The organism is Odoribacter sp. (genome assembly GCF_985060555.1).
Window position 1 is genome coordinate 42,835 of the sequence record NZ_CFKYFN010000003.1, and the last position, 13,425, is coordinate 56,259.

Below are 13,425 nucleotides of genomic sequence, written 5' to 3' on the forward strand. Positions count from 1 at the left end.
TAGGACAAAGATAATGGATATTTGTCAAAGTCCCAGAAATCGCAGGATACCGTCCGGATTCTTTACAAACACATAAAAGGCCATGATGAACAACAACGTCAGGATCATAAACAAACGCAGCGCATAATTGCTATTCAGCCCGTTACGGTTCGCCTTCCGTTTTTCATACTCCTGTCTGAATTGTCCTTTTATATTCGGGATATAAGTTTTATCGTCGTCCTTTAAGCCGAGTTCTGCTTTTACCCTGCGCTCCCGTTCTTCCCGTTCTTCTTTGGCAGGATCCCAGTAGCGGGGTTTCAGATTGAATCTTCTGTATTCCGGTTTTTTAAATATCAAAAACATAATTACTACTGATTTTCAAGGTTATGATTTAAATCGTCCGATGGGGTAGAAGCTGCCGATGGCTTCGGACGTCCGCCGAAATGTTGCCCTATCCATTTCGGTACGATAAAAACACCTACGAACAGATAAGGATAATAAGTGATCAGACGCCATACGATGGCCATAGCGATCGCTACACCGGCTCCTCCTCCTATAATAAAGGAACCCAGATATTCTTTAAATACGAATTCGGCAAAACCGCTTCCTCCCGGAGTCGGACTGATCAGCATCATGATCCACATAATCAGTTGCCGGGCAAAAATCAGAAATTGAGTCGCCCAATCCGTATCCTTCAATACAAAAAAGGCCATTAAGATCGCATTCACTACCCAATACCGTGCCGTCCATGAAAAGAAAGTGGCTCCGAAAGTCTTCAGCCAGAAAGAAAACGGCATATGACGCAATTCGTAAGAGTTACGGATGATATCCGAACCTGCTTCGTTGGCACTGTGCCGCCATTTACGTAAAAGCTTTAATTTGAAACATTTCATCAATAGATATTTCAGCCCCCGGGGATTCTTGAAAAGTCCGTAGCTCAGAATTAAAAGATACACCAGCTTGATCGAATAGCCGCCCACTGCAAACCAGATCAGGCTTTTGCTTACTCCTGAACTCACTCCCGACATCTCCCACAACCCGCTCGAATCCACACAAAGCAGAATAATCGGAAACATCAGAATAAAATAAAGCTCGTCCAGAAAAGAAGTAGCCATGACAATAGCCGAGCTGCGTCCTACTTTGATCCCCTCTTTATTGACAAAAAGAATAGCGAGACTGGTACCGCCGATCGCTGAGGGAGTTACCGCCGAGGTAAATTCCCAAAGAAAAATAATCCGGATCGACTTGATCCAGCTCAAACGATCCCCCGAAAGAACCCGGATACGGATAACGTACCCCAGATCACGGATAAACATACACATCACTGCTACGGAAAGCCAGAACACCGAGCTCCAGCCGAAAGAAATTTGCTCGAAAGCAGTGAGATCGAATTCCCGGTATAGCATATACGACACAACGCCCAGACCGATAATGACCGGGTAAATGATCTTATAGGGACTGATCTTACGGGTTAGTTTTTTATCTGATTCTTCCATAAAACGAATAATAAGAATTCGATAAAACAATAAAGTCCATAAAGTTAATGGAAAGTTTCCTGATAAGGAATACCTTCGGTCATAAACTTTATGAACTTTACAAACTTTAAGAACTCTGGAGTGGAGAGTATCGGGGTCGAACCGACGACCTCTTGCATGCCATGCAAGCGCTCTAGCCAACTGAGCTAACCCCCCATAATTTTCTTTAACGCTGCAAAAATAGAATAATTCCCCAAATCCACCAAATAATCTTCGGAATTTTCTGATAAATCAACTTCCCTTCCTTATCTTCACCTTGATCGGATAATGATCCGAAAGCGTGATATCCTCCCGGATATAACCCACCGTATATAGTGTCGGGGAATGTAAGACGTAATCGATGCGGAAAGAGGGAAACTCTCCGATGTAAGTATTGCCGATGCCCCGGCCTTTTTCAATAAAACTATCCGTTAACTTCCTGCTTAATTGCCTGTAAGTATAGGAGAGAGGAGTATCGTTGAAGTCGCCGCACAATATCACAGGATAAGGGCTTCCGTCGATATGCCGTTGAATTTCCTCCGCCTGATGTGCCCGGTTTTTGTTCGCTATCATTAAGCGTGTCGTGAGATTCTTCACCCCTTCGGGGATATCGTTACCTTTCAGCCCTGAGCTGATTTCTTTCATAAATTGCCGCTCCTTCTTGCCCAGCTTGTAGGATTCCAGGTGAACACTGTACAACCGCACCGTATCTTTTCCTAGCTTGAAATCTCCGTAAATACAAGAACTGCTGTAACCAGGGGCGAAAGTCAGGTGTCCTTTGTGCAGAATCGGGAGCCTGGAAAAAATAGCCATATCCTTCTCGATATAATAATAGGGGTAGGTATGCAATTGTTCGATTACCGTTTTCCGTCGGTCCGGATTCCCGTTCATTAGAAATTCCTGCAAGCAGATCACATCCCCGTCGAATTTATTCAGATAATTGAATAATTTTTCCCTCGTGTTTTTCTGATTACTCCAGCCATACACATCGAAATAACGGATATTGTACGACAAGAGCGACAAATCGTACGAAGCATCCCCTGTTTCGGTTTTCGCTGTCCCGTAGTAAGTCCTGAAAGTCGGATACCCGATCGCAATCACGACTACGATCTGCCAGGTCCTCCGCTTCCAACGGAAAATCCAGTACAGTAAAAGGATAAAATTGCCGATCAGAAGATAAGGATAAGCCAAACCCAGTAACGAAAAAAAGACAAAGGTATTGGGGTTGATTATAGGGGAAAGATATGCTCCTATTAACCCGAACGCAGCGATCAAACTGACGATATATACAATCTTATCCAATATTTTCAGCATAGTAGGGAAAACACTTCTGGTTTGATAAAGAACTGCTATCTGGTTTACTTACCTCCATAAAATCAGTTTTTAGCCTTGAAGAGGATTGCTTTTTCTTCCCGGGTCAGGCTTTCGTAACCCGAACGCGAGATTTTATCCAGAATCTCGTTGATCCGTTCTTGCTCGTTCTTCTTATGGGCATTGTATTCCCGGTCGTTCATTTCCGAGACATGCTTCTTATACCTCACCCTCATCTTCTTCTTCCGCTGGAAGAGCCGTCCGATCCCTTCGAAAAAATTCACGATTCCTGAAGCAAAGTCCCGGTTTCTTCTCACTCCCACGATAAAGAACCACCCGAACAGGGCTCCGCCTAAATGGGCGATATGTCCCCCCGCATTTCCCGAAGATATACTCATAATATCGATCAGGGCGGTAAACAACGCCAGATAAACCAGTTTCACCGGTCCGAGCAGGAAAATATAGACCTTATGTTGCGGCAGATAAGTACATACCGCAAAGACGATTGCCATCACAGAAGCCGACGAACCGATAGCCCACGAGGTCAGCCGTAGCGCCGGGCGGGGGAAAGGACTGATTTGAGGCTCACTGAAATAAGGGAAAATATTATAGGCCGCAATATACAGCAAACCTCCGAATAGGCCACCCAAAAGATAGACACCTGTTAATTTACGTTCCGTAAAGTAATTCAGGAAAAAACTCCCGAACCAATAAAGCCATAACATATTGAACAACAGATGTAAAAAATCGAACTGAGTAAACATATAGGTGAAGATCGTCCACGGACGGCTCAATAAATACTCCGGATCTGCCGGCACGCCGATCCATTCCAGCAATGTCGGATAAAATTCTTCTCCTTTCCCCAACAACAACATCATGATATATATCAACTTCAAAGCAAGAAAAATCCCGCAATTGATATAAATCAGACGGGTGAGAGAAGAACCCTTCCGGAAAGAATTTTTGATCCCTTCCCGGATTCCTTCTGAAAAATTTCCGCCGTAATTGTTGTAATACATCATCTCTTAATAGAACCTTCGCCTGTTTTTACTCCAGTATTTGACCATAAAGAAACCGAACAACATCCCTCCCAGATGAGCGAAATGGGCTACATTGTCCGTTGCGCTATTCTGCATGCCCAGGAAAAGCTCCAGCAGACCGTATCCCAATACAAAATACTTTGCTTTGATCGGAATAGGTATAAACATCAGATACAATTCCGTATTCGGAAACAGCATTCCGAATGCCAGCAAGATACCGAATATCGCTCCCGAAGCCCCGATCATCGGGACATTTACTTTCAGTTCTACGATCTGACGGAAGAGTTGTTTCCCTGCTACAATGTATTGTTGCGAATCCGGATTGTTGGTCCAATTATCCACCACCTCCCACACCCACTGGGCCGGATGGCCTAGCTGACGCTCCACAAGCTGCGCTAAAAGCGCAGGAGAAGGCGCATTCTGGAAGGCATAATATTGCTCCATCAGCCGGTGGATTTCCAACCAGCCGACCGCACTATTCAGCAAGCCCGCTCCGATACCGCAGACAAAATAGAAAATCAGAAAACGCTGCGTTCCCCATACCGATTCCAGTATCCGGCCGAACATAAAAAGAGCGAACATATTGAAAAACAAATGCCCGAAAGACCCGTGCATAAACATATGTGTAACATATTGCCATGGGCGCCAAAAGACAGATTGCGGCAAATGAAGTCCTAATAGATGGGCTGTATCCACATGCATCCGGCTATCGATAAACATACTCAGAAAGTACATCACGATGTTCAGAATCAATAAAATTTTGACAGCAGGGGTAATACCGGTAAAAGGACGATAGTTTTGCATCATTGTTCAGTTTTGGATTGTGAATGCTGATCGGTTCGTGGCTTGGGCCTTTGTATAGGTCTCGAATCTCTGCGCTGATCCTGTCTCGGGCCGTTACGGAAAGGCCGTTGTCCTCCCCGTTCTCCGTTTCTTTCATTTTTTTCGTTACGGGGAGTGTTAGAGTTTCCATTTTCACGATTATTATTATTTCGTTGCCTGGAATGACGCTTCTTCTGCTTCTTTTCGTCGAAACGGTTCAGGCTTTCTTCTCCCACGCCGTCCGTATATTTTATATCTGTCGGGGTATTTCCGCTTTCTTCTACCGCTTTTGGAGGAATAATTCCTTTCCGGTTCATCGCGATGATTTCCTTTACCCGTTTTACCGGAATCTGGATAAAAATACCCTTCCCTTCTTTATCCGTACTATAAGACGTCATCTGACCGAAGATATCCGTTTTTTGATGGTAAAGCAAACCCTCTCCCGTATTTAAAGTAATATTGGTCGAAGGGAAGTCTTTCTGCGCATCGACGTACGCATCCACTTCATAGTTCAGACAACATTTCAGTTTCCCGCACTGTCCGGCCAGCTTCTGAGGATTCAGCGAAATATCCTGATAGCGGGCGGCTGAGGTCGACACCGAAATAAAATTGGTGATAAAAGTCGAACAGCATAATTTGCGTCCGCAGGGACCGATACCCCCGATTCTGCCTGCTTCCTGACGTGTCCCGATCTGTTTCATTTCGATACGGATATGGAAAGTCTCCGCCAACACCTTGATCAGCGTCCGGAAATCCACCCGGTCGTCTGCGATATAATAAAATATAGCTTTTGTTTTATCTCCCTGATACTCCACATCACCGATCTTCATATTCAGTTTCAGGTCGGCTGCGATTTTCCGCGAACGGATCATCGTATCGTGCTCTAAAGCAATGGCTTGTTGCCATTTCTCGATGTCGTGGGGTTTGGCCTTCCGGTATACCTTCTTCAGCGGATTCCGCTCGAGATCCACCCGTTTGATCCGGATTTGTTCCTTTACCAGTTCACCCGATAAAGATACCACCCCGATATCGTGTCCCAAGGCTGCTTCGACCGCCACGATATCTCCTGCTTTTAAAGCTAGTTTCGACGGATTGCTGTAAAACCCTTTCCGTGTATTTTTAAACCTTACTTCTACGATCTCCGGGGCACAATCCGTCGCAGGCAGATCTTCCAGCCAGTCGTATACCGTCAATTTCCCCGCTAGCAAACGATGGTCGATTACCGGTACATCCCGCCGCGGATGCTTCGTATGAAGTTCCTGAATTTCCTCTTCTTCCTCTTCTTTTTTCGGGACTGTAAATTCCCCGGCTTCGATAATTTCTATCTCTTCCGTCTCTTCGATCTCTACGGCTTCCTCCGTCGGTTCTCCCGGTTGTTCACGGGGCTCCCCGGTCGAAGGCCCCGATTGCTCAGGCGTCGCTTTGCCGTTTACTTTTTCTTGCCCGGGCGAAACGAATTCTTCTTCCTGGCTTATATTTTCGTTATTGTGTATATCGTTCATAAATTGATTTTTTCATTATATATTATTGTACGTGAAAACAGTTTCAATTGGGTCTGATATTTTGCATGACTTTTATGCAGAGATCCGTAAAAATGATTTTTGCATTTCCGTTCCGGCTGATGTCGCTATAAGCACGCTCGAACTCGTTGCTCAATGGAATGACATTTCCTTCATGTACATAAGGGGCAAAGCGTTGTGAGAAATTTTTTTCCCGTTCCGTCATATAATTCAGTTGCTCCAAACCGAAATTCCGGACAAAATTTTCCCGGATCATCCGTGAGGCATGCGCTAAGAAATTCTTTTGCCTTTCTCTTCCAAGGCTGCATATTTCATTGACCCATTCATTTACCGGAAGCATTTTTCTTTCCCAGCACAGCCGCATGAGGCTGATAAATTTTTCCTGGTTGTAAATTTGCTCTTCTGTTTCGTCCAGCAACCGCAGGGCTTTATACCAGTTCCCCGAAGCCACATGGGCATATTCTTCCGCTTTTTGTGCAGCGATTCCTTTTTCAGCTATCAGCTGTCGTTGTATTTGCTCCTGATGCAGGGGAGGAATGTGAATACGCTGCAAACGCGATTGTATCGTATTGATGATCTGTTCCGGATGCTCCGAAACCATCAGAAACAATGTCTTGTCGAACGGCTCCTCGATGATCTTTAACAGTTTGTTCGAGCATTCCGGATTCATCTTTTCCGGCAACCACATCACCAGAATCTTATAATCCGATTCGAATGATTTCAGGTTCAGCTTACGGAGAATATTGGCACTTTCTTCGGTATATATCGCGGCTTGTGCATTATCCTCTACTCCCATTTCCGTATACCATTCTTCCAGACCGAAATAATTCGTCCGCGTCAGCAGACGCCGCCATTCGTTGATATATTCATCACTGACCGGGCTTTTTGTTTTCCGGACAACCGGAAATACAAAGTGCAGATCCGGATGGATGTATTTCTGTATTTTCTTACACGAAGGGCATTCTCCGCAGGCATCTTCTTTTTTATCACCTGTGCAAAAGACATATTGGGCGAATGCCAAAGCCAAAGCCAGAGAACCGTATCCCGTTTCTCCGGCAAATAGTTGGGCATGACTGATCCGCCCTGTCCGGAGAGAGGTGATCAGTCTTTGCTTGATATCTTCATGTCCGATTACATCCTTAAACACTTGTATGAATTTAGGGGTAAATCATTGATTCAGTTTAATGCCTAATTCCTTGAATTGCTCGGCCGAAATCTCCGACGGAGAATCGATCATCACATCCCGGCCCGAATTGTTTTTCGGGAAAGCGATGGTGTCTCGAATGCTGTCCAGGCCTGCAAACATAGAAACCAAACGGTCGAAACCGAAGGCGATACCACCATGAGGAGGAGCGCCGTATTTGAAAGCATTCAACAGGAAACCGAATTGTTTTTCAGCTTGCTCCGGGGTAAATCCCAGGCATTTGAACATCCGTTGCTGCAATGCTGTATCATGGATCCGGATAGAACCTCCCCCTACTTCCACGCCGTTGATCACCATGTCGTAGGCATTCGCTCTCACATCTCCCGGCCGTGTTTCCATCAAATCGATATCCTCTGGATTCGGAGAGGTGAACGGATGGTGCATCGCATAAAAACGTTGTGTCTCTTCATCCCATTCCAACAACGGAAAGTCGACGATCCATAACGGTTTGAATACATTTTTATCTCTCAATCCCAGCCGGTTTCCCATTTCCAGACGAAGCTCACACAACTGGGGTAAAGTTTTGTTTTTCGCTCCGCATAAGATTAGGAGCAGATCGCCCGGTTGAGCTTGGCAGGTGTCTAGCCATACTTTCAGCTCTTCGGCCGTATAGAATTTATCTACCGACGATTTTATGCTGCCGTCTTCATTGTATTTGACATACACCAATCCTTTCGCTCCTACCTGCGGACGCTTCACGAAATCGGTCAGCTCGTCCAGCTGCTTACGGGTATACGAAGCACAACCCGGGACACAAATCCCTCCGATATATTCTGCACTGTTGAATACTGCAAAGTCCTTGGTTCGGGCCAGACGGGTCAGGTCTGCGAATTTCATACCGAAACGGATATCCGGTTTGTCACAACCATATTGCTCCATCGCTTCATGCCACGTCATCCGCGGAAATGCCGGGATATCGATACCTCTGATTTCTTTAAAAAGATGGCGGATCATATCTTCGAAAATACCGAGCACATCTTCCCGTTCTACAAACGACATTTCACAGTCGATCTGAGTGAATTCAGGTTGACGGTCTGCCCGAAGGTCCTCGTCCCGGAAACATTTCACAATCTGATAGTATCGGTCGAAACCGGCGACCATCAACAGTTGTTTGAAAGTCTGCGGGCTTTGCGGTAATGCATAAAACTGTCCCTGATTCATCCGCGAAGGCACCACAAAATCACGGGCTCCTTCGGGAGTACTCTTGATCAATACCGGCGTCTCTACCTCCATAAATTGCTTGCCATCCAGAAAATTACGTACCAAATGCGCCATCCGGTGACGCAATTCCAGGTTCCTGCGCACCATTTGCCGGCGTAAATCGAGATAACGGTATTTCATCCGGATCTCGTCACCCCCGTCCGTATTGTCTTCGATAGTAAAAGGAGGTATCTCCGAACGGCTCAGAATCTTTACCGTATCTAAGATAATTTCGATCTCTCCTGTAGGTATTTTATTGTTTTTACTGGCTCTCTCCACCACCTTACCTTGAATTTGAATCACAAATTCCCGTCCTAACTGTGCCACTTGTTTTTTTATCTCTTCAGAAGCAGATTCTTCTGCCACCAATTGGGTAATTCCGTATCTGTCGCGGAGATCGATAAATGTCATGGCTCCCAGGTTTCTGATTTTCTGAACCCAGCCACTCAAACAGACATTCTCGTTTACATTTTCAATCCGAAGTGCTCCGCATGTGTGTGTTCTGTACATTATATTTTGTTTTTATAAAGTGATATATTAACAAGGGGGTATAAGAACCCTATTTACCAATTGGCGAAAATACTAAGAATTTATCAAATAATAGAAAATGAAAGGGAAAAATGCTCCCGATAAATTCGTATCTTTGAAACCCGTTTAAATCGGATTTGCCATGAACTATATTGACATTGTTATTCTCTTGTTTTTACTATACGGCGCTTTCCGTGGATTCTCGAAAGGATTGATTATCGAGGTCGCCACTTTAGCCGGGCTGATATTGGGGGTTTTCATTGCCATACGCTACAGCCCTTTTACCGAAGGGATATTGAAAGACTTCCTGAATATCACGTCCCGTTACTTGTCTTATATCGCTTTGGCCGTTACCTTCCTGTTGGTTGTGATTGCAGTCTATTTGCTGGGGAAGATGTTGACCAGACTGGTCGATATTATTTCGTTGGGGTTGGTCAATAAACTGCTTGGCACCCTCCTCGGTATCGCAAAATATTTCATTATGGTTTGTGTACTTTTAATGATTGTCGATGCTTTGAACGATAAATTCCATTTTATCAGCGAAGAAACCAGGGAGAACAGTTTGTTATTCGATCCTTTTCTTAACTTTGCACAACAGATGTACAACACGATCCGCTTTTGAAACGATATAAAATAGAATACGATGAATTTTGTTGATGAATTAAAATGGAGAGGCATGATTCATGATATCATGCCGGGAACAGAAGAACTATTGGCTAAAGGACAAACTACGGCATACGTAGGTATCGACCCGACTGCCGATTCTCTGCATGTCGGACATCTGGTCTCTGTGATGATGATGAAACACTTTCAGATGGCCGGGCACAAACCGATTTTTATTATCGGTGGAGCTACCGGTATGATCGGCGATCCTAGTGGCAAATCACAGGAAAGAAACTTATTGGACGAAGAGACTATCCGTAAAAATATGGCCGGGATCAAAGCTCAGTTATCCCGGTTTATCGATTTCAACTCCACTGCTTCCAATGCTGCTATTATGCTGAATAACTACGATTGGATGAAACAATTCTCATTTCTGGATTTCATCCGTGAAATCGGTAAGCATATTACCGTCAACTATATGATGGCTAAAGATTCCGTAAAAAAACGCCTCAGTAGCGAGTCGGCCCAGGGTATGTCGTTTACAGAATTCACCTATCAGCTGGTGCAGGGATACGATTTCCTTCATCTGCGTAAAAACTACGGTTGTATGTTGCAGATGGGAGGTTCCGACCAATGGGGAAATATTACTACCGGAGGCGAATTGATCCGTCGTAAAGAAGGGCTCGACGCTTATGGCTTGACCTGGCCGCTGATGACCAAGAGTGATGGAAAAAAATTCGGGAAAACCGAATCGGGGAATATCTGGTTAGATCCCGAACGTACTTCCCCTTATAAATTTTATCAGTTCTGGTTGAATACCACCGATGAAGATGCCGCACGTTATGTCAAAATCTTCACCATCCTGCCTCCCGCTCGGATCGATGCTTTGATCGCTGAACACCGGGAAGCTCCGCACCTCAGGAAATTACAGAAAACCCTGGCAAAAGAAATTACTTGCCTGATCCATGGGGAAGAAGCTTACAACCTGGCCCTGGAAGCCTCCCAAATCCTCTTTGGGAATGCAACCTCCGAGACCTTGAGGAAAATCGATGAAAATACTTTCCTGTCCGTATTCGAAGGGGTTCCCCAATACGAAATTGCGGCGGCCGATTTAAAAGCAGGTATCTCCATTGTCGACTTCTTAGCCGATAAAACAGCCATCATGTCTTCCAAAGGAGAAGCCCGCAGAGCTTTGAAATCCAATGCTATCGGTATCAATAAAGAAAAAGTACAGGGTGAAGAAACCATCATCGGTGAATCTCACCTCATCGACGGAAAATATATCCTCGCCCAAAGTGGCAAAAAGAATTATTTTCTCGTAATCGTTAAATAACGGCTCCATAAAATACAAGGCTACAAAAAAGTTTATTCTTTTTTGTAGCCTTGTATTCTTTAGGCAGTTATATACATGTTTATACTTATAAACTTACATTTTGGGTAAATTATGTATATAAACACCTTTTTTATTTCAACTCTCCCCCCAACTCATCAACTCAGTAACTCATCAACTCAGTAACTCAATAACTCAGTAACTCCCTATCTGAAATGCAATCGGAAGCGTATAAGCCACCCTCACCGCTTTGCCTCTTTGTTTACCGGGTTTCCATTTCGGCATCACCGACACCACTCTCACCGCTTCCTTATCCAAAGAAGCATCTACTCCGCGCACCACTTTGATATTGCTCACACTGCCGTCTTTTTCAACCACAAACTGAACGAACACTTTCCCCTGTACCCCGTTCTCAAGAGCAATTTGAGGATACTTCACATGCTTTGAGAGCCATTTTTGTATATTCTCCGGAAATACCGGCATATCCTCGCTCGGCACGAAAGCGATTACTTCGTCTGTGTCGTATTCCTCATCGTAATTCAAATTGTTCAGGTCGAAAGATTCTTTATTATTACTTTCGTCATCTGCATCGATGATATCCAGATCGTCCGGCAAAGGATCTGTTTCATCCACAATTTCCAGTAAATCGAAAGGCTTCGGGGCTGGGGGAGGAGGTGGGGTAATCTGATGCATCATGGTGATCGGTACCATCTCGATTTCGGTCGGGATTTCAGATACCGTGACGAAATCAGCGGGTTGACGCCCGGAAACTTTCCATTCGAATGCGAATAGAATAGTACCCAGGGCAAGCATAAGACCTATTTCCAAAAAAATATTTTTTTTGTTTTCAAGGTCTGCCTGAGGTGATTTTTTTACTTCCATAATCTTTCATTTTAATGTTTCCAGACTTTTCCGGTTCATTAAAAATAAAAGAATATGTTAAAAAAACAAAATTATAAATGATTGATTTTAAGTATTTGTTAATATTAAAACGTTTTCATTGAGATGTTGTCTTAATATTAACAAATAGTAAAGAAACCTACTCCTCTGTTTCCGGATTGTTTTCGGTATAATCCTGGTATAAAAAGTCATTATAGGGGAATCGTGCCGAATGGATCTCTTTGACGATATCGTAAAGCTTTTCTTTCAGTTCTTCTATATTCTCCTTTTTAACGGCCGATATATATACGGTTTCACTTCCCTGTCGCGACATCCACATTTGTTTCAGGTCGTTCAGACTATAGTTTTCTCTGGTCACAGGGGTTAAATCGTCTTCCTCCTTCTGTACATAATGAAAAGCGTCGATTTTATTGAAAATGATAATCGTCGGTTTGGGTTCTTTGATCAATTCTGCCAGAGTAGCATTGACCACCTTCATCTGATCTTCGAATTGCGGATGGGAGATATCCACGACATGAAGAATAACGTCTGCCTCGCGCACTTCGTCCAACGTAGATTTGAACGATTCCACCAGGTGATGGGGTAATTTACGAATAAAACCTACCGTGTCCGCCAGCAAAAACGGCACATTTTTAATCGCAATTTTCCGCACGGTCGTATCTAGTGTAGCAAACAATTTGTTTTCTGCAAATACATCCGATTTACTCAGCAGGTTCATCAACGTCGATTTTCCGACATTCGTATAACCTACCAAAGCGACACGCACCAGTTTACCCCGGTTTTTCCGTTGAATGACCTTTTGTTTGTCGATCTTGGTTAGTTCATTTTTCAAACGGCTGATTTTATCCCGGATGATCCGGCGGTCGGTCTCGATTTCCGTTTCTCCCGGTCCTCTTAATCCGATACCTCCTTTTTGTCTCTCCAGATGTGTCCACATTCCGGTCAGACGCGGAAGTAAATACTGGTATTGAGCCAGTTCCACCTGGGTTTTGGCATGTGCCGTACGTGCCCGGCTGGCAAAAATGTCCAGAATCAGGTTCGTCCGGTCCAGCACTTTGATTCCCGGAAAGACAGATTCTATATTTCGTAACTGTGTCGGGCTCAATTCATCGTCGAAAATAACCATATCTACCGGGTTTTCTTCGGTGTAAGCTTTGATTTCTTCCAGTTTCCCTTTGCCGATAAAAGTGGCATGTACCGGTTTATCTAAATTCTGTGTGAAAATTTTTACCGTTTCTGCTCCCGCTGTCTCTGCCAGAAATGACAATTCGTCGAGATATTCGGTCATCTGCTCGTAGGTGATCCCTTCCGATTGAAGGGCTACTCCTACTAATATCGCTTTCTCTGCTTCCTGATCCGTATAATACATATAAAATAATAAAATTTGAAGGCTGCTGCAATAACGTAAAACAGAGGCCTGCTGTTTCGGCATTCACCTTTTTCATGACAAAAGAAAGGGCTGACAAAAGATGAC

The 13,425-nt window shown here is 44.3% G+C and carries 12 protein-coding genes and 1 tRNA gene; 2 read left to right on the forward strand and 11 right to left on the reverse strand.

Features of this window, described 5'->3' with window-relative positions:
* Positions 1–24 precede the first annotated feature (24 nt).
* From AC5RDS_RS00620 to aspS, 9 genes are all read right to left on the reverse strand, one after another.
* Entirely contained in the window at positions 25–342 is a 318-nt protein-coding gene (locus AC5RDS_RS00620; protein ID WP_013613021.1) for a hypothetical protein, read from the reverse strand.
* A gap of 5 nt (positions 343–347) precedes the next feature.
* A complete protein-coding gene (locus AC5RDS_RS00625; protein ID WP_046404353.1) occupies positions 348–1,475 on the reverse strand; it encodes a lysylphosphatidylglycerol synthase transmembrane domain-containing protein in 1,128 nt (375 codons plus the stop codon).
* Positions 1,476–1,596: 121 nt separating this feature from the next.
* A tRNA-Ala gene (locus AC5RDS_RS00630) sits at positions 1,597–1,670 on the reverse strand.
* A gap of 75 nt (positions 1,671–1,745) precedes the next feature.
* Positions 1,746–2,807 carry an endonuclease/exonuclease/phosphatase family protein gene (locus tag AC5RDS_RS00635; RefSeq protein ID WP_118102547.1) on the reverse strand — a complete coding sequence of 354 codons (1,062 nt, stop codon included), beginning with the start codon at positions 2,805–2,807 and terminating at the stop codon, positions 1,746–1,748.
* A gap of 62 nt (positions 2,808–2,869) precedes the next feature.
* Positions 2,870–3,823 carry a rhomboid family intramembrane serine protease gene (locus tag AC5RDS_RS00640; RefSeq protein ID WP_013613023.1) on the reverse strand — a complete coding sequence of 318 codons (954 nt, stop codon included), beginning with the start codon at positions 3,821–3,823 and terminating at the stop codon, positions 2,870–2,872.
* 6 nt (positions 3,824–3,829) lie between these two features.
* On the reverse strand, positions 3,830–4,651 hold the full coding sequence (locus AC5RDS_RS00645) for a rhomboid family intramembrane serine protease (protein ID WP_013613024.1): 822 nt from the start codon (positions 4,649–4,651) through the stop codon (positions 3,830–3,832).
* On the reverse strand, positions 4,648–6,168 hold the full coding sequence (locus tag AC5RDS_RS00650) for a PSP1 domain-containing protein (protein ID WP_013613025.1): 1,521 nt from the start codon (positions 6,166–6,168) through the stop codon (positions 4,648–4,650). Before AC5RDS_RS00650 ends, AC5RDS_RS00645 begins: the two co-directional genes overlap by 4 nt.
* 43 nt (positions 6,169–6,211) lie before the next feature.
* On the reverse strand, positions 6,212–7,333 hold the full coding sequence (locus AC5RDS_RS00655; RefSeq protein WP_046403872.1) for a DNA polymerase III subunit: 1,122 nt from the start codon (positions 7,331–7,333) through the stop codon (positions 6,212–6,214).
* Between the two features lie 21 nt (positions 7,334–7,354).
* Positions 7,355–9,100 carry an aspartate--tRNA ligase gene (gene aspS, locus AC5RDS_RS00660; RefSeq protein WP_022160436.1) on the reverse strand — a complete coding sequence of 582 codons (1,746 nt, stop codon included), beginning with the start codon at positions 9,098–9,100 and terminating at the stop codon, positions 7,355–7,357.
* A gap of 160 nt (positions 9,101–9,260) precedes the next feature.
* Between aspS and AC5RDS_RS00665 the strand changes: the two genes are divergently transcribed.
* Both AC5RDS_RS00665 and tyrS read left to right on the forward strand, forming a co-directional pair.
* A complete protein-coding gene (locus AC5RDS_RS00665; protein ID WP_013613028.1) occupies positions 9,261–9,740 on the forward strand; it encodes a CvpA family protein in 480 nt (159 codons plus the stop codon).
* A 21-nt stretch (positions 9,741–9,761) separates the two neighbouring features.
* Positions 9,762–11,054: a tyrosine--tRNA ligase gene (tyrS, locus tag AC5RDS_RS00670; protein ID WP_013613029.1), complete on the forward strand. Its 1,293-nt coding sequence runs from the start codon at positions 9,762–9,764 to the stop codon at positions 11,052–11,054.
* 192 nt (positions 11,055–11,246) lie between these two features.
* On the opposite strand, the gene AC5RDS_RS00675 is transcribed toward tyrS, so the two are convergent.
* On the reverse strand, positions 11,247–11,933 hold the full coding sequence (locus AC5RDS_RS00675) for an energy transducer TonB (protein ID WP_013613030.1): 687 nt from the start codon (positions 11,931–11,933) through the stop codon (positions 11,247–11,249).
* 157 nt (positions 11,934–12,090) lie between these two features.
* Positions 12,091–13,320 carry a GTPase HflX gene (gene hflX / locus AC5RDS_RS00680; RefSeq protein ID WP_041557471.1) on the reverse strand — a complete coding sequence of 410 codons (1,230 nt, stop codon included), beginning with the start codon at positions 13,318–13,320 and terminating at the stop codon, positions 12,091–12,093.
* Between the last annotated feature and the right edge of the window lie 105 nt (positions 13,321–13,425).

Coding starts and splice junctions, on each gene's coding strand:
- AC5RDS_RS00675 (WP_013613030.1), bottom strand. CDS start 11,933: ATGGAAGTAAAAAAATCACCTCAGGCAGACCTTGAAAACAAAAAAAAT.
- AC5RDS_RS00645 (WP_013613024.1), bottom strand. CDS start 4,651: ATGATGCAAAACTATCGTCCTTTTACCGGTATTACCCCTGCTGTCAAA.
- aspS (WP_022160436.1), bottom strand. CDS start 9,100: ATGTACAGAACACACACATGCGGAGCACTTCGGATTGAAAATGTAAAC.
- AC5RDS_RS00625 (WP_046404353.1), bottom strand. CDS start 1,475: ATGGAAGAATCAGATAAAAAACTAACCCGTAAGATCAGTCCCTATAAG.
- hflX (WP_041557471.1), bottom strand. CDS start 13,320: ATGTATTATACGGATCAGGAAGCAGAGAAAGCGATATTAGTAGGAGTA.
- AC5RDS_RS00665 (WP_013613028.1), top strand. CDS start 9,261: ATGAACTATATTGACATTGTTATTCTCTTGTTTTTACTATACGGCGCT.
- tyrS (WP_013613029.1), top strand. CDS start 9,762: ATGAATTTTGTTGATGAATTAAAATGGAGAGGCATGATTCATGATATC.
- AC5RDS_RS00635 (WP_118102547.1), bottom strand. CDS start 2,807: ATGCTGAAAATATTGGATAAGATTGTATATATCGTCAGTTTGATCGCT.
- AC5RDS_RS00650 (WP_013613025.1), bottom strand. CDS start 6,168: ATGAACGATATACACAATAACGAAAATATAAGCCAGGAAGAAGAATTC.
- AC5RDS_RS00640 (WP_013613023.1), bottom strand. CDS start 3,823: ATGTATTACAACAATTACGGCGGAAATTTTTCAGAAGGAATCCGGGAA.
- AC5RDS_RS00620 (WP_013613021.1), bottom strand. CDS start 342: ATGTTTTTGATATTTAAAAAACCGGAATACAGAAGATTCAATCTGAAA.